We start from the raw sequence: 20,033 nt of genomic DNA, 5'->3' as shown, positions 1-20,033 counted from the left end.
TCAAGCGTATTGGGTACCTGCTTAATCGGTGCGGGCAATCGTCGGTTTACTCAATTTTGCCGATAGCCGGCCAATTGCTATTAGTGGTAGCGTTGCGTTATCAGCAGGCTCCGTATTTGTCACCTAGGTTGATCAATCGGATGCCCATTTCTGGAAATTACTCGCGATACAGGGATGTCATGGTGCGTATTACTAGCCCATCCAACAAAGGTGGGCCCGCTGCGAGGCAAGGCTTCAAGTATCAAGACCATGTAGCCGTCAGCTTCATTTTCAAGATGCTGCGCGATAGCAGTTACTCCCAAGTAGAGTGCGAGACCGCCGACGATATCGTGGCCGTATTTCAGTGCGCTGGGGAGCTCGTCAACGAGTACATTCAGGTCAAGACGACTGAGGGTGACCACAAATGGAATATGGAAGAGGTGACCAAGCTGGATGGCACCAAAGCCAACTCTTCCTTGCTCCATAAATCGCTGAATTGCGATGTTCGTTCTGGCCCTGCCCGCTTCCGAATTGTGACACAGCGCGACGTCGCAAAGATTCTCAACGGCTTCAAAACCGAGCTGGATAAGCGGAATCTGCCTGACACCACCACGGCCCGAGGCAAGGCCCTGCTCAAGAAGTTCAAGACATTCAGTTCCCCACAAAATCGGAGTTTTGCCTACTGGGCAGAGAACTGCGTCTGGCAGGTCTACGGGGATGTGGAGGCACTAGAAGCGGTCAACATCAAGGCCCTCTCCAAGCTTGCTGAGGATTTCGGGAACCGCCCCAACAATACCCAGATGCAGGCTATTTACGATGAGTTCTTGGAGATGGCTGACAAGGCTGCCACGGCCAACGTGAAAACAGCAGCATCGACGAAGATCATTCTGCGGGCTCCGGCTCTGGCCCACCTCAAGCAGCTACTAGAGGCCGCAGATGACCAGTCAACGGCTACAGCCAAACCCTACAAAAAACGTCCAGATCCCTTCCTGGTCGAGTTTCACGCAAGCACCGATGAAGGCCTGCTGCACACATTTTCCGGCTTCGACGTTCGCTACGCGCTGAAGGCATGGCGGCACGATGGTTTTGCTAAACACCTGGTCGAATGGCTCCCAGAATTCTCACTCAAGGCGAGCGAGATCGTGAACATCCTCGCGCACAATGCCGAGGCCATGCTCGCTCGTTCCATCAATGCCTTCAGCGACAGCGAGCTGCCTCGCGATAGGCTGGTCGCCGAACTGATCCTCCACGCCATCCTGCGCAGCCGCCAAAACAGCGAGCCCGTGGCATGCAAGGTTTTCTATAAATCCGGTGGCAAGCTCTCCGAATTTGGCAACGCCCACATTGTCCAGATACCTGGCCAGGACGATCAGCTATGGCTAGGGCTCGCGCGCCTGATTGAAGCAGGCAACATGGACGCGACGTTGGCCCAGATCTGCGGCGTCTTGGACGCTACCATTTCGGAAACGGTACTGTCGTCAGAACGCGAAATCATCATCAACCTGCGCGAGCCTCTTCACCATCAACCGAAAGCGGACGCCTTCAACCAGGCACTGCATCGAAACTCGCCAGTCGATGACATGCTGAACGTCCTCTGCTTCCCTATCCTGTTGACCTACAACAGTCACGCACTCTCATCAGGCTGGCTAGCTGATTACGTGAACCACCTCAGAAAAGAGATCGAAGCCCACTTCAGCACCTTCACCACCCAGTTGCCAGAGAACATCAAGCAAGTGAAGGTCATGGTGTTCCTCGTGCCAATGGAGAGCATCGAGAAGCTGACCAATGCCTTCAATGCTCGCTGCAAAACACTGGAAGACTTGCAGGTATGACCTCGGGCGTGCGGTTAATTTGCACAGCTGAAAACACTACAGGGTGAAGGTATTCCGAGCTGGCCAAGCCAACTTCGGCGATCTCAAGGAACGATGCGGTAATGAACTACGAAACGATCAAGAACAGTCTGGCCAACCTCAGTGATGAGGGAGCTTCAACAGTCGATGTGCTGCTCGCCATCAATACCATCGTCAACCGAAGCAACTCCGATTGGGAAGGACGCGACCTGGTGATCCGGGCGCTCGACAAATTCGCACTCTTTGACGCAGTCGAGCAATCGCTCCTGCTCAACATGGTGCGAGCTGTTGGGCTCTTTCCTTACATCACGCCCCACCTGAGCAACATGGCCTTGTCTGACCGCTTGGCTTACGAGGCTCACAGGGTTGAAGGTGTAGAGCCTGGCATGGTGTTTCATCACCTTCAGGCACACGTTTTCAGCTTGATCATGCAGGGTCAAAACGTCGTCCTGAGCGCCTCCACCAGTGTCGGCAAGAGCCTGGTCATCGACGCGGTACTTGCCCAGCGACGGTTCAAAAAGGTGGTGGTGATCGTTCCCACCATTGCGTTAATCGACGAAACCCGACGCCGCTTGGTCAAGCGCTTCCGGGACTTCAACCTGATCACGCATCCCAGCCAGGAAGCTGTGCCAGACGCCACTAACGTGTACTTGCTGACGCAGGAGCGAGTCATCCAGCGCCCAGACTTGGATGATGTGGGATTCTTCATCCTGGACGAATTTTACAAAATCGATTTGGCGAGTGATAAGAATGGAAGCACACGCGCCGTCGATCTGAGCTTGGCGTTCCACAAGCTCGCAAAGACCGGTGCACAGTTTTACATGCTAGGGCCGCACATTCAGAAGATCTCTGGGTTGGACGGTTACGAGTACCATTTCATCCCGTCCGACTACAGCACCGTCGCGGTCGATATCCAGAATTTCAATCTGGGCATGCGCTCTGAACAGCGCACACAAAAGCTCCTGGAGCTGGTCAGGACGCTGGAGTCCCCTACCCTGATCTACTGTCAGGCGCCGGCAAGCGCAAACAGAGTCGCTGAGTATTTGATCCAAGATGCCGGGTTGGCCCCGGTGCCGGAGACGCAAGAAATCGCTGCCTGGATCTCCAAGCATTACCACCCGGAATGGAACGTTGCCAGGGCGATAGCCCTGGGCATCGGGATACACCATGGCGGGGTGCCTCGCGCGCTGCAGCAGTACATCGTCAAGCTATTCAACGATGGCGTTATCAAGCGAATCATTTGCACATCCACGATGATCGAGGGCGTCAATACGTCGGCTGAAAACGTCATTATTTATGACCGCCGCCTCAAAACGTCCACGTTCGACTACTTCACCTACAAGAACATTTCCGGGCGTGCTGGCCGCATGAACAAATACTTCATCGGCAAGGTGTTCATGCTCGAAGCCCCGCCCGTTGAGCAGGGATTGACCGTCGAGTACCCCATCGGCCATCAGGATGAGACTTCACCTATCGGCCTGTTGATGCAACTAGAAAACGAATACCTCACGGACATCTCGCGAGGCCGGCTCCAGGAAGCGTATGCCAACGAGGTGCTGTCACCCGCGACCTTAATCGAAAATCGCCACATTCCTATCGAGCGGCAGGTCAAGGTCGCGAAAACGATCATAGGTGAGCTTCCAGACAACCACGAATTGTTAAGCTGGAAAGGCATCCCTGAGCCTGACCAGCTGAACTACTTGTGTGAGCTGGTCTACAGCCTGGAAGGCGAGAACCTGATGGAGTACCAGATCGCGTCCAGCTCTCAGTTAGCCTGGCACATCAACGAGCTCCGAAATCAGAAAAACCTGCCGGCCTACCTGAGCGAAGCGGTGGAAAATCGGTGGGTGAATGTATCAGCGAGCGAAGCTATTAACCTGCGCCTGAAATTCATTAGAAACATGGTGTGCTTCAGGTTGCCTCGGGACATCATGGCCATTCACAAAATCCAGGTCGACGTACTGGAGCAAGAGGGGTACGAACCTGGAGACTTCAGCTTCTTCGCTGAGCAACTGGAAAATATGTTCCTTGATCCCCTGCTCACCGCACTCGACGAATACGGAATTCCTACCCAGATCTCGACCAAGATCAAGCACCTGATCTTGCCATCAGAGCACCTGAACGACTTGCTGGCAAAACTGCGGTTGCTTGCCCCTCGGGTGGAGCGCCTCCAGCTCACCAGCTTTGAGAAAGATGTGATGCAATGGGCGGTCGCTGAGATGTGATGGTGGACGGGCGAGAACGGATGCTGGGAGGCTTATCGGGATTCAGGCCTTCCACCAATTGACGAGTCTGCCAGCAACCCTGCAGAGAGGAACGAAAATGCCAAACCCACTGGTCATCAAAGGTCAGCGTTTTTCATCCCAAATTGAGGCGGAGCGCTTTTTTTACGCCATGCGTGACAGAAACCTCGTCAGCGGTGGAGATATCAAAGGCTCCACTGAATTCGATTTGCTCGAAGAGCTGTACGTCCGGTATTGCCAGGCCACCAACTGGCCAACGCCAGGAAATCCTGTTGCGTTTTACGCGCGCAATATCGCGCGTGGGAGCGGCCCAAATGGTGGCACCACGCAGGGGTTCGTCGTGAAGTTCAGTGATGGGAGCGAGCAGGAGTTTTCCGTAAAGAAAGCAGTTAAGGCCTCGGCAACGTAATTACTCCTCCACCTCAACGAATGTCCTTCTGGCCATCTCAAGACAAGACTATCGACCCATGACGTATGCACTGATCGACAATGCCACACTCACAGCCGTCCAGCGCGCCACCGGGGCGGTAGCAGTCAAGACCAGCGACACGATCAACGGGGATCTGTGTGCTTTGGAGAACTTTCTGCAAGGCAATCTCTTCTACGATGATCTTCTCTGCATAGACAACTACAAGCCTGAGCATAGAGACAGTCGGAAACAGCAATTTCCTTACCTTCGGTTCTTGGCGCCCACTGAATTTGGTCTTGAGGAGGTGGATGCGGTCGCGCAAAAGGAAGCGGCATCAATCCGTCCCGAAATTCGGGGGGGAGAATTTGTGGATGAGGACTTCAGCGCCCTATTGGAGCAATTAAAAATGAACATGGTGTGCACCTGGGATCAAGCCTCCAGCGTGTATTACCTGACCATGAGGATGTTGGGCTACCGTGGCTCTGAGGAATACAGCAAGTACAGCGCTTTAAGTGCAGCTATTTTCGCAGAGTTGAGTGATGCAGGCGAAACGCGCGGGCGCTGGTCGAAGGACGTCAAGCTTGTAAGCTCGGATGGTCACGTGTTCAGTAAGTCAGAGTTCTCAGAAAGCAGCCGGGGCGACTATGGTGGCCCCACAAGGCAGTTGGAGATGTTCGTAGCCTCCCTAAATTGGCTCGCCTATAAATCCATTTATTACTCGACTGCCGCCAAACACTTGAAAGCTGACTCATTCATCCACCCCATCCGGCACGCTTATCAGGTGCACTGGATGAAAAAAGTCGGCGCCTTTGGCCATGATTTCACCGCCCGACTCCTGGCCAACCTCGCGGACAAGACAAGAACGAGCATTTCGGAAATCCAATCACACGGAGCAACCCAAACTGTTGCATTGGATCTGCCCTTGTTCTCGGCGTGGCTAACTCAATCTACTGGTAGCGTCTCCAATGCCATTGAGGCTGCCAGACAGCTCCGCAACGAAGGTCATTTCGTCACCATGCGTGAAACGCTCAAAGCCATTCGCATTGCGTTCGACGAGCAGGGCATTGCGAGCGGCAACAAGCGCGTTACGAAGCTCATGGACGACGTCGACAAGATTTGCGGCGACCTTAGACGTAGCTACGGTGTACGGTCTACTCAGGGCATTCAGGGCAGCTTTCTCATTAAAACGGCAAGCTCAGTCACCAGCCTATTCGGGATTTCACTACCTGACCGCGATTTCGCTCTCTCGACACCTGAGTTCATGAAAACAGAATCGACCAAAGCCTTCACAACCGTCGTGAAGGACATAACCAAGGAGCTCACCGCAATGGAGCGCCTAGGTGGTATGCGAGATCTCATGGCCAAGTCATTCAGGATTGAGGGCGAAGATCACGGCGGCCCCAAGGTTCAGGAACCGAGGTTCCGTTACGTAAAGTCCGGATGGCAAAAACCGATGTGAAGTCTGTCCGCGTTCTTGTGGCTTAGCTGTTAGATGCCGAGTTCCAGGGTGCTCATGGATCAGGGCCTGACTCAAGTTGAAGTTGCGAGGCGGCTTGGCGTCGCTAGGCGGACAGTCAGCAACCATCTCAAAAGAAAATAACTTCCAGGGAGATCGACTAAGCGCCGGTCAACAATATCAACAAACCGCTGAGGCCTGAATAGGTCGGAGCGGCTAACTCCCATCGCTATCATAGGTAACCACCCATCTAGTTAGAATGGCCGTGCAAACGTGTTGTCGCTGCCTCGTCAGCCATATCACTATGCCATCCAACTTGGTGCTCTGTCTCTCAGCGAGTAGTTAATGCTGAGGCAACTGCCCGCCCCGCCCCAGTTAACGAAAAGGAAATGCGCCGTGCATCTTGATGCATGTCGGTACCTGTTCAGATCATCACAGAACTGACTCTCCCATGGCGGGCTCGATCACTACTATCAGCAGCACTTACTATGACCCTGTCCGAAACGAGCGTGAAGATAGCCAAGTGGTAACGCGCCTCTCACCCCGTCGATGCACGGGCGCAGCCGATGGCCTTGCCCAAGGACTCCAAGGCCTTCTTGATCGAGTCCAGCGTGATGGAGCCCACCGCATAGCCCTTCAAATCGGTAAGAAGGTAGACGGCATTGTTCACATCTGGGGTCTGCGTACTTGAACACCATGTCGGTTGGATGCGTGTGCTCAGTCTTCTTCAAGGGCGTGTATGTTTCCTTCTTCACACAGGCGAAGTTGAGGTTCGCCGGCCCTTCTATCTTCCAGCGGAAGATACTGAAGATCTCGTTTGAAAACGAGCTCCGCGAGCCTAGCAATATTTTCGGTGCCACCGCTCGGCATGGTCGTTCCTGTCTTGAAATAAGCGCACAGAAACGGTAGCGAGTCGGGATCAAAGACCCTTGCCGGGAGGGCGCGTCCTGCTTTGGATATGGCTTCATGCCAGCATAAATTACCGCAAAACGCCGAAGTCGACCGTCGTGAAGATCGCCTCTGATATGGCTGTTCGTCGGGATGGCGGCATCCGGCTGATCCTTGGTGCGGCGCGAAAGTGGACGAAAAATCATGGAATTGATGGCCGGAGCACACTGACTGCTCAACGGCCTACGCCTGGCGTGCGATCGGGGCGCTGGGAGACGGAGAAACCTGAATTACGGGGCTTTGCGAGAATACGAGTGGTGGTTAAAAGTCGTGCTGAGTAGCAACATCCTGCGTTAAAAACGCAAAAAAAGGCATAAAAAACTCAACAATAAGAACATTATGTCATTTCAAATTTAACTTTACAGTCAATACCATTCCGCTCGCAAGATTAAACCATGATATGAGGTTACTGTCAATATATGCGTAAATCGAAGATTGCCCTAGTAGGCCATGGCTCGAATCAACCTCCCACCGCTTCCCAAAAACAGCTAACCGCTGGTAATAGCATTGAGGCGATGAACAGCCTTACGCGAGTCAAGTGCGAGCCACCCAGGCTCTACGAGACAGCCACAGGTGCACCATTGGATTTCTACAATGAGTTCACCGAGTACCTCTGGGGCGATATCGGCATCACTTACTCGCGAAACTCGGCTATCGCAATGGAGAGAGGTGGGCGGGTATTCACCGAATTCCTCTATGAGACCGGCGCCCTCTCTGGCCGACTCGACCCTGCGACTGCATCAAAAACCATGCACCTTTTCCCGTCATATCTCATCGACGGAGCGCAGGCCAAAGACCCGATCGTCCGCCAGGCATTCATCCGAACGGGCCGCAAAACGATCTCCCCCAAATCTGCCGGGCAATACATCGCAGGCGCCAATTGCATGCTGAACGTCTGCAGCGCAATCACGTTTGAGCAGGCAGAACTGACCTCCGTACTGACTGGTCTGCCTCCCCAGACTCAAATCAATGCGTTGCCGGAACTCAATCCCAGGGTGCGCAGCCCTCAGGAATTAGCTCGAATACACGCCAACACGCTGCAGGTCAAACCCACCCTTGGTGCTGGCGCAAAGATAGCCCGAGGCGGCCTGCGCGCCCCCAAGATCAAGAAAGACCGGACGGCCAAACACATTGGCCTCCCACATATCCTACCCATGCTTGAGAGCGCCCCAACGCCATTGGACGGTTTGATCTGGAGCTTGGGACTTGGCAGCCTGAGGCTCTCGGAAGCGGTTGGGGTTCGCCTGGAGGACGTTGACGCCCACAAGAGGATCATTCGCATAGAAGATCCCGATGGCCTGCGTGACACGACGAACAAGGAGCGCTTTGGGTTCAAGGGTCGCAAGACTGCTGTCGTGACGATGTTCGAGCCGTTCAAATCCATTTTCTGGCAGAAGCTGGCTGACTACATGGCTGTGCGCCCCTGCTCCGAAAGCCGCTGGCTGCTGCTGTCGCTTGATGAAGACACCTACGGTGTACCTCTCTGCGAACTCAATTCAAACAGCGTCAACAAGGCGATCAACCGCCGCATTCAAGCCACTCAGAAAAAACTGAAGTTCGTCGCTCCCCAGGGAAACTACTCGTCCCACGACTTCCGACACCTCTTCGGGGTTTGGGCGCGCAACTACGTAATGGTGCCGGGCCGACCCAAGCCGGGCCTCGACCTACCTGAAATTCAGTTGCTGATGGGGCACGCAGATCTCCGGAGTACCGAGATCTATGCCGCAGATCTGGGCATCAACACCCTTGTGGACGTCGATGCTGCCAACGAGCTCGTGTACCACCAAGGCAAGGGCGAAAGCATTGACCACTACCGTGGCCTGGCCTACGGGCGTTTGAGCGAAGAACTGCTTGAGCGGGGCCCAGAAGCGTGATCAACACCACCGACAGCCTCACCCTGCACGGCAATGATGTCCTACAAAATGCTGCGGCCATCTTGCAAGAACTGGCTCAGAAAGCCATGGATGCCGAGAGCGTGCCCGGGAAAGCCAATCCTGAGTTCCTGACGGATAGGCAAGCCAGGCACCGGCTGGCGTTATCCATCTTCCTGAGGATTCGCAAGGGTCGTGCATTGACCTACCCGGAGCTCACGACACTCTACAATCTCTGCCTGGTTCCCGACAAACAGCTCGATCTTGCCCTACCTTTGTATACGGCACTCACTGGCGAGGCTGCCCCGCATCCTAAAGATGTTAGCGGCATTCGCATCCCCATTCGGACAATGTTTGTTCTCTTGTGGACTAAGGGGAATGCCACACTCCCTCATGACTTCAACATCAGTGGCGTATGGGCTAAGTATCCGGAGCTGATTGATAGATCGCAGGGCTTTATCCACAAGATCGCGGGAGTCAAGACATCGAATCTGCATCGCTGCACTCGAAATTTTCAATACCGAGTCAACTGGCAGCGGCCCGAAGACATTGTATTTGAAGAGTTGTGGGAAGCAGCGCCTGTAGTAGTCGACAAGCAACGTGAAATAAAAAGCAAGTCTAAGAAGGGTAGCAAATGCACTGATTTTTCCTACCTAACATGGCTTCATCTATTTGCCAGAGAGCATCCAAAAATTGTAAGCCCGGATCAAGCCCGGCTTCTTGAAGGCTATCATGCTCACCTAAGTGCCACAACGTTCGAAATTTCGAGCACCGAGAACAGGAAATCTTATGCGCAGTTCGTCAAACACTGGGGCTCGATGGGTAATAATTACTCAAAAAATGAGAATCTCCAATCCAGAAGAGCCCGCTACGCCTCAGGAATAGATGGCCGAAAACACAAGGACAAACAACGAACCGAAGAAAAAAATACGCGAGCTGAGGAAACCAAAAAGGAGGCACAAGACTTACTCCCCCCGAGGAGTATGCTCTTTTGCCTGGTCGTCGCCGACCAACTATTTATAACTATGACTGGGTGAACGGCTACTACAATACCCAGGACCACCTAGACATTGAAAAGAACTTGTCCTGTTGGATTAAGGCTGGCGAGCTGCACCTTGAACACATTGAAGAACTCATAAGCATTAACAGCAGAAAGCAAGAAGTTGGATACATACATATTCTGATGGATTACCTAGGTAGGTATCTGCCTACTTGGCTTAGCAAACACCCCAACAGCGGCATCGAGATCCCGACCAACATTGAGAATTTTCACCGCTCCATTTTTTGGCATCGTACGTCCAAAAATAGCAACCTAAGCAACCCAAAGGACAATTCAAAAATCGATTTGCCGCTCACACTGATGCAGTTTTACGACCTGAAGCGCAGCATCAAAACCAAAGCCAGGTTCATTTTTTCGATATGGCGATATTTCGAAGTCGCGATAGCGAACGGCAACGTAGTAATGCCTAATGGTGAACCTCTAGTCAGTGGCCTCTATAAAAATCCGATCCATCCAGATTTGGACTCCACAGGAAGTGGCTCGGCAGGTAAAAGTGACAAAATCCCCCTCCCCATCGACTCAATGTTGATGGTGGAAGCCTATATGCTCGCACTCGACGCTATCGGGGTCGAGCTTCAAAACAAATGCCTCAGAGGTATCTATAGCTTCCAAGACACTTTGGATCTAAAAAACAGCAGCTGGATCGACCTCGAAAAATACGGAATCTCTTATTCCATCAAGTTGTGGAACCCGAATGACACCTCGCAGGAATTGGAGGTACCGCTCAAAAAAATCATCAATGCTTACTCGTGGAAAAGTGAAAAATACAAATCACCTAGCAGCGAAATTTACGTTCCATGGCTGTCACAGGTGAGGATGCTCACAACGGCTCTCTTCTCAGGGCTGCGCCTGCAAAATTGCCAATGGTTGGATATCCGCAGCTTTGATAAATATTACGACCACTCTATGAGGGGAAGCCTGAGCAGCTGCATCCTCTATCTCAATACGGACAAAAGCGGAAAAAGCCGCCCCATCACACTCCCTTATAAAGTCATGGATGTGCTGCTCCAGGAACGCCATTTCCAAACCAGGGAGTACGGAAAAAAATACACAGGCGTGCATTATCAAAATGACCCTAAGAGCACTAAAAAATACAGCAAGATCCACCCTCTTTTCCGTAGCCCTTGGCTCAATAACGGCGCTCCGTTTTCTGACACTTCTTACACCCTAAAATGGACGTTGGTTCTTCGCGGATTTCAGGAGATATACAACGAATTCGTACCTCCAGAGCGTCGTCATGAGTTCGTAGAACGCACTGCCGCTGGAGATTGGTCGGCAGTACATACTCCACATGCTCTGCGGGCCACATGGATTACCCATCGCCGTATCTATGCGAGCCTTGATTACGCCATTATCGGAGGGCAAGTCGGTCATGCTCAGAAGTATACAAGCGCGCATTATGTAGTGCCGACTCATCAAGAAGCTCTGGCCTTGATTGATTCCGCCAACAGAGCGGTCTCCGAGCATGCGTTTGCAGCTCTGACCGGAAGTCCTCCCAGCCCATCATCGCCTAATTCGGCGCTGGTTAAAGGCTGGGAACAGAACCGCAAAGAGACCGTGCGCGACCAGCATCTCATCTCCGTAATCCCTGATATCTTGAACGCCGACGAGACAGGCCTGGACTTGATTGCCAGCACTAAAACTCAGCGCGTAAAGTTCTTAGACTGTTGCATTTGTGCTCTTGATGGTGACTGCCCGAAAAAGCTGATGACTTTCACGCGAAAGGCTCGCACCTGTGGTATTTGCCCTTACGCAGTATTCGGGATCGATCATCTACCTGCCCTGAATGCAAGAGTCCGCGATCTTGCCTGTCGTGTGGAGCAACTCAGACCAAAACTTCAACAAACCCTTAAACACCAACCAAAATCGTCCAGCACAGAGATAATTTACAACGAACTTTCGCTTTGCACCCTGGAGCTGGCTGGTTATCGCCAAGTCATCCAGATCTTGGAGAAAAATTGGCGAGAAGAAAAATTTTCGAACGGGTACATCGCTCGTCATCGTGACCTTGCTAACGCTGTTCGTCACAGTGTTGATATGGCAGATCCCAAACAGCGCGTTATTTCGATGCTGATAGACGCCTCCCAGTTCCCAGCCTTCGCTTCAGAACATTACCCCCTGATTCTTGATGAATTGGCACGTAACCCGGAATTCCTCCAGGTTGCCAACCAACCATTCGAGGAAAGGGAAATCTACATTGGGCAGATCTTGTCGATCATGGGCGGTACAGGCCTTTCATTCGAGGAAATCTCCGCGTATGCGCTGAGCAAGCCCTCTGCCCTCCTCCTCAATCATCAAGCCCCGATGGCAGGGGCAAACTGAGATGACCTGGCGAACTCGTCTGTCCAAGTTAGGTTAATTGGCCAGACGAGCTCGTGGGACTGCGCACAACTGAACATGAAAAGAAAACCCACCAATGCTCTGTCTACCCCAACGCCTAAAGAGCGAAGAGGTGCAGCACAACTCAAGGCAACGATCGCTCGAATCCATGCCGCTTTGCAGATCCTTCAACAACAGGCTGAGCCCTTCAAAAACATCAGTCAGTTGGCAGATGAAGTCGCTCGTATATGCGGCATCGACCGCAGCCTGCTCTTGAAGCGCGGAAAGTCATACAGGAAGTGCCTCGACGCTTACCCAGGGCTCCTTGGCGATGGAGGTACCCCACCCACCCCATACAACACGGACATAGATCCACTGCATCCGGTCATGATCCGAAACACCCAGTTGGAGGAGGAGAACGCCAAGCTTCGCAACATCGTGGACGATTTGTCGAAACGCCCCGTGCAGGCTGCCCGGTCTCAGGACGTTGCTACCAAGGCCAGCGGAGTGGCTGAGTACCAGCGCGAGTATGAAGTGACCTGCCAGTTGGTGGACAGGATCCTCGATCACAAGCGGGCCATTCGGATCATAAACGACACCCTGACCGACCTCTCAGATGTCAGCGGCATCCCGAAACCGATAGCCGACTCAACACTCATTGCCCCCTATGTCGAATGGAAGAATGCCCGTGCGTGAACTGAATGATCGTATCTCCAATGCTGAGGCTGAAGTTGGGTTGGGAGCTGGGGCTAGGTCAGCCGGGAGTGCTTCTGGAGATGCTTCTGGAGGCGGTTCGCCGCATGAGGTGCTACGCGCCATGAAACCGGAACTGGAGTCGGCGAAGAGGCTGCGCCAGGTAGCTCTGGAGATCATCGAGTCAGGTAAGAGCGTGCCGATGCGGGCCGGCAAGATAAACCTTGCATGGCTGGCCGGGACGGTGGGTCTTACCAGGCAGGTCTTCTACGAGGGGCGTGGCGGGCCAGAGCTGTCCCAGATTGCTGAGCTGCTGCTGGAGCATGTGCGATCTCAACCCTCCACCAAGGCCCATTCGCAGTACGACAAATCACTGGCCAGCTTACGAACCGAGATCCAGCTGCTCAGAACCCAGCTGCGAGATGCCGAGCGCGGCTTGAAGCGTGCGGCTTTCCGGGAAGAGATCATTCGGTCAGGGAAGATCCTCACGTTCTGACTGGGCCCTTGGCAGGCCCCGCTTCGCGGCTCTACAGCAGATTCCGTCCAGCTTCATTCCCCTGTCTTTCTACCCAACGGTGCATCAGGCCAATGGCAAAGTACTACTTCGTCCGGAAATTCACGCTCACGCTGGGTGGCGAGCGGCAATTCCATCTCCTATCGCTGGCCACCGGGACATCCTTCAAGGCGCAGCTCGATCCGGAGCTAGTGTCGAAACCCATATTCCCCGGCATGACCTATCGCGCGTCCATCGCTAAGCGCGGTAGAGGGCTGGTCATTACCTACCTGTACCCCGCTCTTTGCGTGGAATACGATGAATGCAGGGCACTGGCGGGCTTCGTTGGTACACAGAAAGCGCTCCCCCAATACTCACCGCCGTCCGGACTCGCGAGCGTTTTGGAACAAGCTGCTTTGCTGGAACAGCGCAGTGTGCGGCAGCTGCTTGACCATGAGAGTCGGTTCATTCTTGGGAAGCACCTGGGCGATGCTCAGACGGCCCAGTTGCAGTTCGCATGGCAGGAGTACAAGGCCTTCCAGGAGTCGGTGTCTGGAATCATGATTCAAGAATTCGATCAAGCCAGTGCGGAGCAGATGGTGATTTGTCTGCCACTAAACGCCTGCTTCCTCCTTATTCATCCCCCACTGGCACTGCCGTTTCTTGAGACCAATGACGACTCAGTTCTGGATCATCCAGGCTTCGATCAGACGCCTGGATTGAGGAAGGCCTGGGCACTGCTAAGGCATCTGGAAGCCCAGTCAACGGCGGGGAACACCCTTGTTGAGGTCGCTTCTGTTTATGGGTGTGGGGCTGACGTGGTTGGGGTAAATGCGGTGGAGGTAGCTGGCGGTGGTGATGTTATCGGCAGCGTCATCGCGGGCTCGGATGATGTGCTTGAGGCGATTCGCGAGTGTGAGGGCCACGGCTGGGTTGTGGCGACGGAGGGCCACGTTCAGCTCAAGTCGAACCATATCCTGCAGAGCGCAGTACGCCATCATCTGACCAGGATCTGCACGCCCTTTCACCCAACCTATAGCGAGCGTGAGATTGAACACGCCTTCAGCCGCTTGAGCGCGTTCACCCCGGACATGTTCGCTTTCGACATGCTCGACGAAGTGACCCTGGCACTGAATTCACGCGTACTGCTCGTTCGATATGACGATGTCAAAGCAGCCGTCGAATTCACCCAGCAGTACTGTGCAGTCTCGGAGCTTTTGACGAATACCGTTCCGACCTCGGTGACGATCGCGAAGGCCAGGAGCGAGGCCTATGAAAATGAGTTAGGTCATGCCCCTGTCCCGTTCTACGAAATTACAGATGGCGCTCATGCGCAGGCAATCGTCGTACATCAGTTTAATCAGTTGCCCTTGTTCGAGATTTTTCAGCTGCTGGCAGAGCTGGAGAATGTGGTGAATTTGGTTGCGCTGGTCGATGCCACCCTGCCGGCCAATGCAGCTGTTGATCAGATGTCTCGCTACTTCCCCACCGTGGATGTCCGCATTCGCCAGCAAGGTGCTTTGCCAATCCAGCAATGCCTTCGGAAACTCTCCGAGATCGAGGCACGGATCGATGCAGAGGACGTTCAGCGCATCGCGGTGATCTGTGACTGCCCTGAGATTGCCCACCTGCTGAACCGGCGGTACAGCTCAGTTCCAGCAGATACGAAAGTGCCTAAAAAGGGCGATCTGATTCGGCTTTCTCCTCGTGGTCTTCGACGTAAGGATGACGCCCTGATTCGCATTGTGAACGTCAGGTCGAATGAGCTTTTCGTGTCTCAGTCACAGATGTATCGGATGATCAAAGCAGACGAGTTCGCAGGGTACTCATGGGATGCAGGATTCGCACTGAGCCCGAACGAAGCACTGGGGGTCGAGCTCCCTCCGGTACTGGTGTTCACCTCCGCTCAAGGCGGCGCTGATGGGGAAAGGCCGGGGGCTGCGTTCGTCAGGAACGTGCAGGCGCAAGGAGCTCGCGTGATTGAGCACTGCGTGTATGAGATTGAGGGCTCTCCGAGGCTTGCGAACCCTGGGACTTTGCAGCGGATTGTGCCGCTGGTTGAGTGATGTCAGGAACTGCTGAGCATAACTCCAACCATGCGTTGTGTCGGTTGCTTACAGAGCTCGCATAGACACGACCGATCAATAAACGCTTTGGCTCGGTATCCGCTGACTGAGACGCTTTTGGGTGCGAAGAGCCTGCAGATCCTCCAGTTGACAAACCAAGATTTCTGCACAAAAATACCGGTTGACAGTATCCCTTATTTGCACAGTTTTCGAGGTCGTATCGATGCACGAAATCCAGCACCCAAGTCATTTCGCACCCGAGTTGCTCCCCGAATACCTGGATCTGGTCTGCCAGGAAGTGATCTCAGTTGCGTATCAGGCGCTGGCTGATGCATCTACACCAAACGATACCGCATACACCCGCGCGACCCTGCTCTACGGGCGTCTTCAAGGGCTCTGTAAGGCGTTGGGTGCCGATGTGACCCTGCCATGGCTTGAGCTGCGAAACGGCACCATGGACTTCACGATCAGCATCAACGGAGTTTTGCTACAGATCGTCACCGACGATCCTGATGCTCCTAAGAAACTGCATCGGCTCAAGGCCAATCTGGTCGAGCTGTACCAACTGAGTCTCTTCGAGGCCAGCCCCGAGGTTTCCACCTGGAGACTGTTTGTCGATGGGAACAACGACCTCGAATTCCCTGAGTTCAAAGCCACGATCGTGGGCTTCGATATCAACCAAAATATCCTTTGCCACTGGGCACATGAATACAAGGCCAGCGTGCCGGTCAGAACCAGCGATCTCCCTGCTCAAGTCGAGATCGAGGAACCTTTGGTGGTTCGCAGAAACAAAGACGCCGACACGAAAAAAACCGACGAACCTGGCAGCGTAGATGGACGATAGAACACAGCAACTGGCATTAGGCGACGAATTCTCTCCGGACAAGCTGCGCCTTGCGCGCTGCGCGTCCGGCTGGTCGCTTGCAGACATCGGTGACCTGCTTGGAGTTACCCGGCAGTATGCTCACAAACTGGAGGTAAATGGATTTCCCTCCGCCGTACAGCTGGAAATGCTGAGCACGGCTCTGGGCGTCACTCAGGAGTTTTTCTTTGCGCCCAGACGCAGCTCCGTTGAACTTGAGCAATGCCATTTCCGAAGCGTGCGCGCCTCAACTGTGACGGTGAAGAAATCGATTGCAGCTCAGGTTGAGCTTTTCGAACTGCTGATTGATGAGCTCGACAAAGAAGTCGCGTTCCCGGATATCAGCTTTCGGACACATGATGAACCAGTGACAAGTGTCAATACTATCGAACAGATTGCTGAGCGTTTTCGTAGAGAGCAATCGTTGGGGCTTGGGCCTCTCTCGAACGTCACCAGACTGGTCGAGAAAATTGGAGTGCTGGTCGTCAATATCGCTGAAGCGGATGATCGCATCGACGCGTTTTCCTTACACAACAAGCGCCCACTGATTGTTCGCAACACCGCAAAGCAGAACCCATGCAGACAACGTTTCGACATCGCCCATGAGCTCGGTCACCTGGTGATGCACCAAGGTGTGGAAACGGGCTGCCGGCACACGGAAGATCAGGCCAACCAATTCGCAAGTGCCCTTTTGATGCCCAGGGCAAGCTTTGCAGGAGAATTCCCTGCAATGCGAGGCCGGTATCTCAACTGGCAAGCATTGGGTGAGCTAAAGCTGAGGTGGAAGGTTAGTTTCAAGGCTCTGATCTATCGGGCTCAGGCTCTGGATCTCATCAGCCAAGAGCAGGCCAAGTCAGGCTTCACTTACCTGAATCGTAAGGGCTTCACACGGCGGGAAGATCTCGATGATCAGATCGAGATGGAGTCACCTCGACTGGTGCAGCGCGCCCTGGATTTGCTGGATCATGCGAGTTGGAGAAAAGCTCTCAAGGCTTGTGGGCTTACCCGCGAGATGGTTGAAAGCCGCTTCATGCTCACACCACCTGAGCCACCTTTGAGGCTGGTCTAAAGGATCTACTACGAGGCGGATATGGAGCTCAATTTCGAACGGCTGCAGGCACATATCCTCCCTCTGACGACGGCAGAACCATAAAACCAAAATCCTGAAAAATGCAGGTGCAACTAATCGACCTAATCAGCAAGCAACAGATTTAGCCTGACGTCATAAGAAGATAATATCGAATGCAACATCGGTTACTTTTAAGCCCGCAACCCACACATCATGTTTTGAATGCGACGCCCTAAAGCCAACTTGACAGGCTGGCCCAACAGCATCGCTAGGCCGTAAAACACGGGTAGTATTCCCACTATTTACATACAAGGATGTCTGCAAGTGAAAACACCATCATACTTGCTAGAAAGTGCTCGCTTTGACTTCGGAGACGGCTCTGACGGACATGTTAAATTTATCGGCGAGAACGCCAACTTAAAGAAAACACACATCTCCTTTATCGTTGGAGCAAATGGCACTGGCAAAAGCCGCATGCTAGCCAGCCTAGTAGATGCTTTTAATGAGCAACATTCACAAAACTCAATTGAAGAAAAATATCATCGCCAACTATCAGGCTCACACAACCTGCCATGCATTGAAATAGTGGCGAGGGCACATGGTATCTCAGATCAGACAAGGGCCCAACACTCCGAAGAGAAAAAACTTTCTACACCACATCTTCCATCAAGAATCCTAGCCATTTCTAACCTAGTGATCGATAAGTTTCCTTATCGTCAAGATAGCATCGACGAAGATCAATTCTATTATTACCTAGGAGTCAGACAAGCGACCAATCTGACCACGACGGGATCGACCGATAGAGCGGTGGCTGAGTCGGTGATACGAATGCTTGCCGATAGCACGCGCCTGGAAGCATTTGGGTCATGGATTGATATGGTCTTCGGCAATGGCAGGGAAATCGCATTTGGGTTCAACAGACGTAAGCTTCAGGAAATACGAAAATTCCTCAAAATCGCTAACAAGTTCGAATATATACAAGAGCGGCTAGAGCGGCGCATGGGCTCTAGAAGGGCTGACATGATCAGCGGTGAGGAGCTGCTAGCTATGACAGGCCATATTGAGGAGCTGTTCACTCTACTGGAAAATAATCTTCAAACTCAACTCTACTCTAAAGTCGAGAGAGCCACATTGAGACTGGCCACACTTCAAGAGCAGGACAAATCTAATCTGAGTAGACTTGTGATTGGTTTTTTAGCTGCGAGTCGCGCTGGTATTTCTGTGTGGCCAAGCCTTTTGTTTGAGGGAAGATCGTGGTTGGGCTTTGAGGAGTTGAGTTCAGGGCAGCAAAATTTACTGTCAGTCGGCGCGAAAGTCATTGCCTACGCGACCCCTGGCTGCCTAGTGGTGATTGATGAGCCTGAGGTTAGCCTCAATGTAATTTGGCAACAGCGTTACGTGGAATTATTACAAAAGTCTTTAGCAGGGGCCACTGGGAGCCACGTCATCATCGCGACCCATTCGCCTCATATGCTGTCAAGCGTAGCGCATGGACTTGCCAGTATTGTCACGCTGGGGCGCAAGTCGGATCAAATAGTCGCTGAGGTTCAAGATGGCGTATTCGAGGGTTGGGGTTCCGAATCCGTCTTGTATAACGTATTGCAAATACCGTCTGCGTCAAACTACCACCTGACGAGAGAACTGAGCGCCGTGCTTAAGCACATCCAAGACGGGGGAAAAGACAGAGATTTTCTCAACGGCTTCATGACCAAGATATCTCGCATTAACTACAAAGGCATTGAGCCGCTGGCGCTAGTAGTTAAGGAAGTCCAAACTTACATGGAGCGTCTGAATTGAAAAGGTTCATAGTCCCCTCGTATGGATGGAAGCTAGTCAAAGAATTAAAGCATTATGCAATTACAACCAAGGCCAAAGATCCCTGGAGCCATGGAAAACAGGCAACTAAGAATTTCAAACAAGAAATGACGAGACTCATGCTTATCGAACAGAAGAGGCGCTGCGCTTACTGTGGCTGCCGACTGTTCGAAAAGCGCCCTCACCGAGATCATATAGCCCCGAAGGAATCGTATAGAGAGTGGATGTTTTGGCCTACCAATTTAGTTTTATCATGCTATACGTGCAACACCGACCTTAAGAAAACTTTCGACCCAATATTGGTCAAAGGAAGCACCTATCGACGGTCAGAATTCTCATTCGTACATCCTTACTTTGATGACCTCGACGACCACATCACCTATACATCGGAGGATGTTAAAGTTTTAATCCAAGAGCGTAACGGCTCGACTAAAGGCAAAAAGACCATCGATGTATTTGAGCTCTCCAGCGCGGAGCGTTCCAATCAGCGAGCTAAAGACTATCTCCATGACGAGGACGCGGCAGACTTGTATGGCCACCATCGTGCGTTGCTGGAAAACGCAAGAGCTGCCATTGAGACGCGGCTGTTGAAGATGAATGACTAGAAGCCATCTTGGTGAGGATTGAGTGACACTAATGAGTGTCCTCCCCAGTTCTCAAATGCAAAAGGTGCCTATGCGCCTTTTGGTCGCTGCATATTTACGCCGATGCGACATTCGATTCCCCGTTTACCAAGCTCTGCCCCGCTGGACATGACCAGCTGCGGAGCTGGGGGGCCGCACTGATTCCACCTCGGAGACTCGCAAGCGGATCGACGTCTTGATCAATACCCCAGGTGCTGGTCAGGGCCACTAGCCTATTGAACCATCGATTTTGGCGACCGGCTGACGCACCATGCGC

The 20,033-nt window shown here is 53.0% G+C and carries 16 protein-coding genes; 15 read left to right on the top strand and 1 reads right to left on the bottom strand.

Annotated features, from left to right (window positions below):
• The first annotated feature begins 179 nt into the window (after window positions 1–179).
• From C5F71_RS19695 to C5F71_RS19675, 5 genes are all read left to right on the top strand, one after another.
• Window positions 180–1,811: a dsDNA nuclease domain-containing protein gene (locus tag C5F71_RS19695; RefSeq protein ID WP_177410410.1), complete on the top strand. Its 1,632-nt coding sequence runs from the start codon at window positions 180–182 to the stop codon at window positions 1,809–1,811.
• A 101-nt stretch (window positions 1,812–1,912) separates the two neighbouring features.
• Window positions 1,913–4,054: a DEAD/DEAH box helicase gene (locus C5F71_RS19690; protein WP_104911773.1), complete on the top strand. Its 2,142-nt coding sequence runs from the start codon at window positions 1,913–1,915 to the stop codon at window positions 4,052–4,054.
• 97 nt (window positions 4,055–4,151) lie between these two features.
• The gene (locus C5F71_RS19685) at window positions 4,152–4,481 is read left to right on the top strand and encodes a hypothetical protein (RefSeq protein WP_104911772.1); all 330 of its coding nucleotides are present in this window, start codon (window positions 4,152–4,154) and stop codon (window positions 4,479–4,481) included.
• 58 nt (window positions 4,482–4,539) lie between these two features.
• On the top strand, window positions 4,540–5,940 hold the full coding sequence (locus C5F71_RS19680; RefSeq protein ID WP_104911771.1) for a hypothetical protein: 1,401 nt from the start codon (window positions 4,540–4,542) through the stop codon (window positions 5,938–5,940).
• A 33-nt stretch (window positions 5,941–5,973) separates the two neighbouring features.
• Window positions 5,974–6,081, top strand: coding sequence for a helix-turn-helix domain-containing protein (locus tag C5F71_RS19675; protein WP_371923353.1), 108 nt, complete (start codon window positions 5,974–5,976; stop codon window positions 6,079–6,081).
• Window positions 6,082–6,475: 394 nt separating this feature from the next.
• On the opposite strand, the gene C5F71_RS29395 is transcribed toward C5F71_RS19675, so the two are convergent.
• Window positions 6,476–6,607 carry a hypothetical protein gene (locus C5F71_RS29395; protein ID WP_256587936.1) on the bottom strand — a complete coding sequence of 44 codons (132 nt, stop codon included), beginning with the start codon at window positions 6,605–6,607 and terminating at the stop codon, window positions 6,476–6,478.
• A gap of 859 nt (window positions 6,608–7,466) precedes the next feature.
• Here C5F71_RS29395 and C5F71_RS19665 point away from each other — a divergent pair.
• The 10 genes from C5F71_RS19665 (at window position 7,467) to C5F71_RS19625 (ending at window position 19,738) form a co-directional block, all read left to right on the top strand.
• A complete protein-coding gene (locus C5F71_RS19665; RefSeq protein WP_256587935.1) occupies window positions 7,467–8,759 on the top strand; it encodes a site-specific integrase in 1,293 nt (430 codons plus the stop codon).
• The gene (locus tag C5F71_RS29390; protein ID WP_256587934.1) at window positions 8,756–9,793 is read left to right on the top strand and encodes a hypothetical protein; all 1,038 of its coding nucleotides are present in this window, start codon (window positions 8,756–8,758) and stop codon (window positions 9,791–9,793) included. Before C5F71_RS19665 ends, C5F71_RS29390 begins: the two co-directional genes overlap by 4 nt.
• Window positions 9,748–12,138, top strand: coding sequence for a site-specific integrase (locus tag C5F71_RS19660; protein ID WP_256587933.1), 2,391 nt, complete (start codon window positions 9,748–9,750; stop codon window positions 12,136–12,138). The genes C5F71_RS29390 and C5F71_RS19660 overlap by 46 nt, the downstream gene beginning before the upstream one ends.
• Window positions 12,139–12,213: 75 nt before the next feature.
• A complete protein-coding gene (locus tag C5F71_RS19655) occupies window positions 12,214–12,831 on the top strand; it encodes a hypothetical protein (RefSeq protein ID WP_104911769.1) in 618 nt (205 codons plus the stop codon).
• A gap of 121 nt (window positions 12,832–12,952) precedes the next feature.
• A complete protein-coding gene (locus C5F71_RS19650; protein ID WP_104911768.1) occupies window positions 12,953–13,324 on the top strand; it encodes a hypothetical protein in 372 nt (123 codons plus the stop codon).
• Between the two features lie 92 nt (window positions 13,325–13,416).
• The gene (locus C5F71_RS19645; RefSeq protein ID WP_104911767.1) at window positions 13,417–15,387 is read left to right on the top strand and encodes a hypothetical protein; all 1,971 of its coding nucleotides are present in this window, start codon (window positions 13,417–13,419) and stop codon (window positions 15,385–15,387) included.
• A 223-nt stretch (window positions 15,388–15,610) separates the two neighbouring features.
• The gene (locus C5F71_RS19640) at window positions 15,611–16,231 is read left to right on the top strand and encodes a hypothetical protein (protein WP_104911766.1); all 621 of its coding nucleotides are present in this window, start codon (window positions 15,611–15,613) and stop codon (window positions 16,229–16,231) included.
• A complete protein-coding gene (locus tag C5F71_RS19635) occupies window positions 16,221–17,318 on the top strand; it encodes an ImmA/IrrE family metallo-endopeptidase (RefSeq protein WP_056847373.1) in 1,098 nt (365 codons plus the stop codon). The genes C5F71_RS19640 and C5F71_RS19635 overlap by 11 nt, the downstream gene beginning before the upstream one ends.
• A gap of 324 nt (window positions 17,319–17,642) precedes the next feature.
• Window positions 17,643–19,115, top strand: coding sequence for an AAA family ATPase (locus tag C5F71_RS19630; protein ID WP_158682876.1), 1,473 nt, complete (start codon window positions 17,643–17,645; stop codon window positions 19,113–19,115).
• Between the two features lie 125 nt (window positions 19,116–19,240).
• The gene (locus C5F71_RS19625) at window positions 19,241–19,738 is read left to right on the top strand and encodes an HNH endonuclease (protein WP_371923398.1); all 498 of its coding nucleotides are present in this window, start codon (window positions 19,241–19,243) and stop codon (window positions 19,736–19,738) included.
• Window positions 19,739–20,033: the final 295 nt, after the last annotated feature.

Origin of the sequence: Pseudomonas sp. LG1D9 (genome assembly GCF_002949995.1) — a bacterium.
GTDB lineage: Bacteria > Pseudomonadota > Gammaproteobacteria > Pseudomonadales > Pseudomonadaceae > Aquipseudomonas > Aquipseudomonas proteolytica.
This window is presented reverse-complemented; position numbering and strand designations above follow the sequence as displayed.

What these genes read in the sequence shown, in the direction of transcription:
- C5F71_RS19690 (WP_104911773.1), top strand. Translation starts at nt 1,913, where the DNA reads ATGAACTACGAAACGATCAAGAACAGTCTGGCCAACCTCAGTGATGAG.
- C5F71_RS19655 (WP_104911769.1), top strand. Translation starts at nt 12,214, where the DNA reads ATGAAAAGAAAACCCACCAATGCTCTGTCTACCCCAACGCCTAAAGAG.
- C5F71_RS19685 (WP_104911772.1), top strand. Translation starts at nt 4,152, where the DNA reads ATGCCAAACCCACTGGTCATCAAAGGTCAGCGTTTTTCATCCCAAATT.
- C5F71_RS19675 (WP_371923353.1), top strand. Translation starts at nt 5,974, where the DNA reads ATGCCGAGTTCCAGGGTGCTCATGGATCAGGGCCTGACTCAAGTTGAA.
- C5F71_RS19645 (WP_104911767.1), top strand. Translation starts at nt 13,417, where the DNA reads ATGGCAAAGTACTACTTCGTCCGGAAATTCACGCTCACGCTGGGTGGC.
- C5F71_RS19680 (WP_104911771.1), top strand. Translation starts at nt 4,540, where the DNA reads ATGACGTATGCACTGATCGACAATGCCACACTCACAGCCGTCCAGCGC.
- C5F71_RS19650 (WP_104911768.1), top strand. Translation starts at nt 12,953, where the DNA reads ATGAAACCGGAACTGGAGTCGGCGAAGAGGCTGCGCCAGGTAGCTCTG.
- C5F71_RS19695 (WP_177410410.1), top strand. Translation starts at nt 180, where the DNA reads ATGGTGCGTATTACTAGCCCATCCAACAAAGGTGGGCCCGCTGCGAGG.
- C5F71_RS19625 (WP_371923398.1), top strand. Translation starts at nt 19,241, where the DNA reads ATGACGAGACTCATGCTTATCGAACAGAAGAGGCGCTGCGCTTACTGT.
- C5F71_RS19635 (WP_056847373.1), top strand. Translation starts at nt 16,221, where the DNA reads ATGGACGATAGAACACAGCAACTGGCATTAGGCGACGAATTCTCTCCG.
- C5F71_RS19640 (WP_104911766.1), top strand. Translation starts at nt 15,611, where the DNA reads ATGCACGAAATCCAGCACCCAAGTCATTTCGCACCCGAGTTGCTCCCC.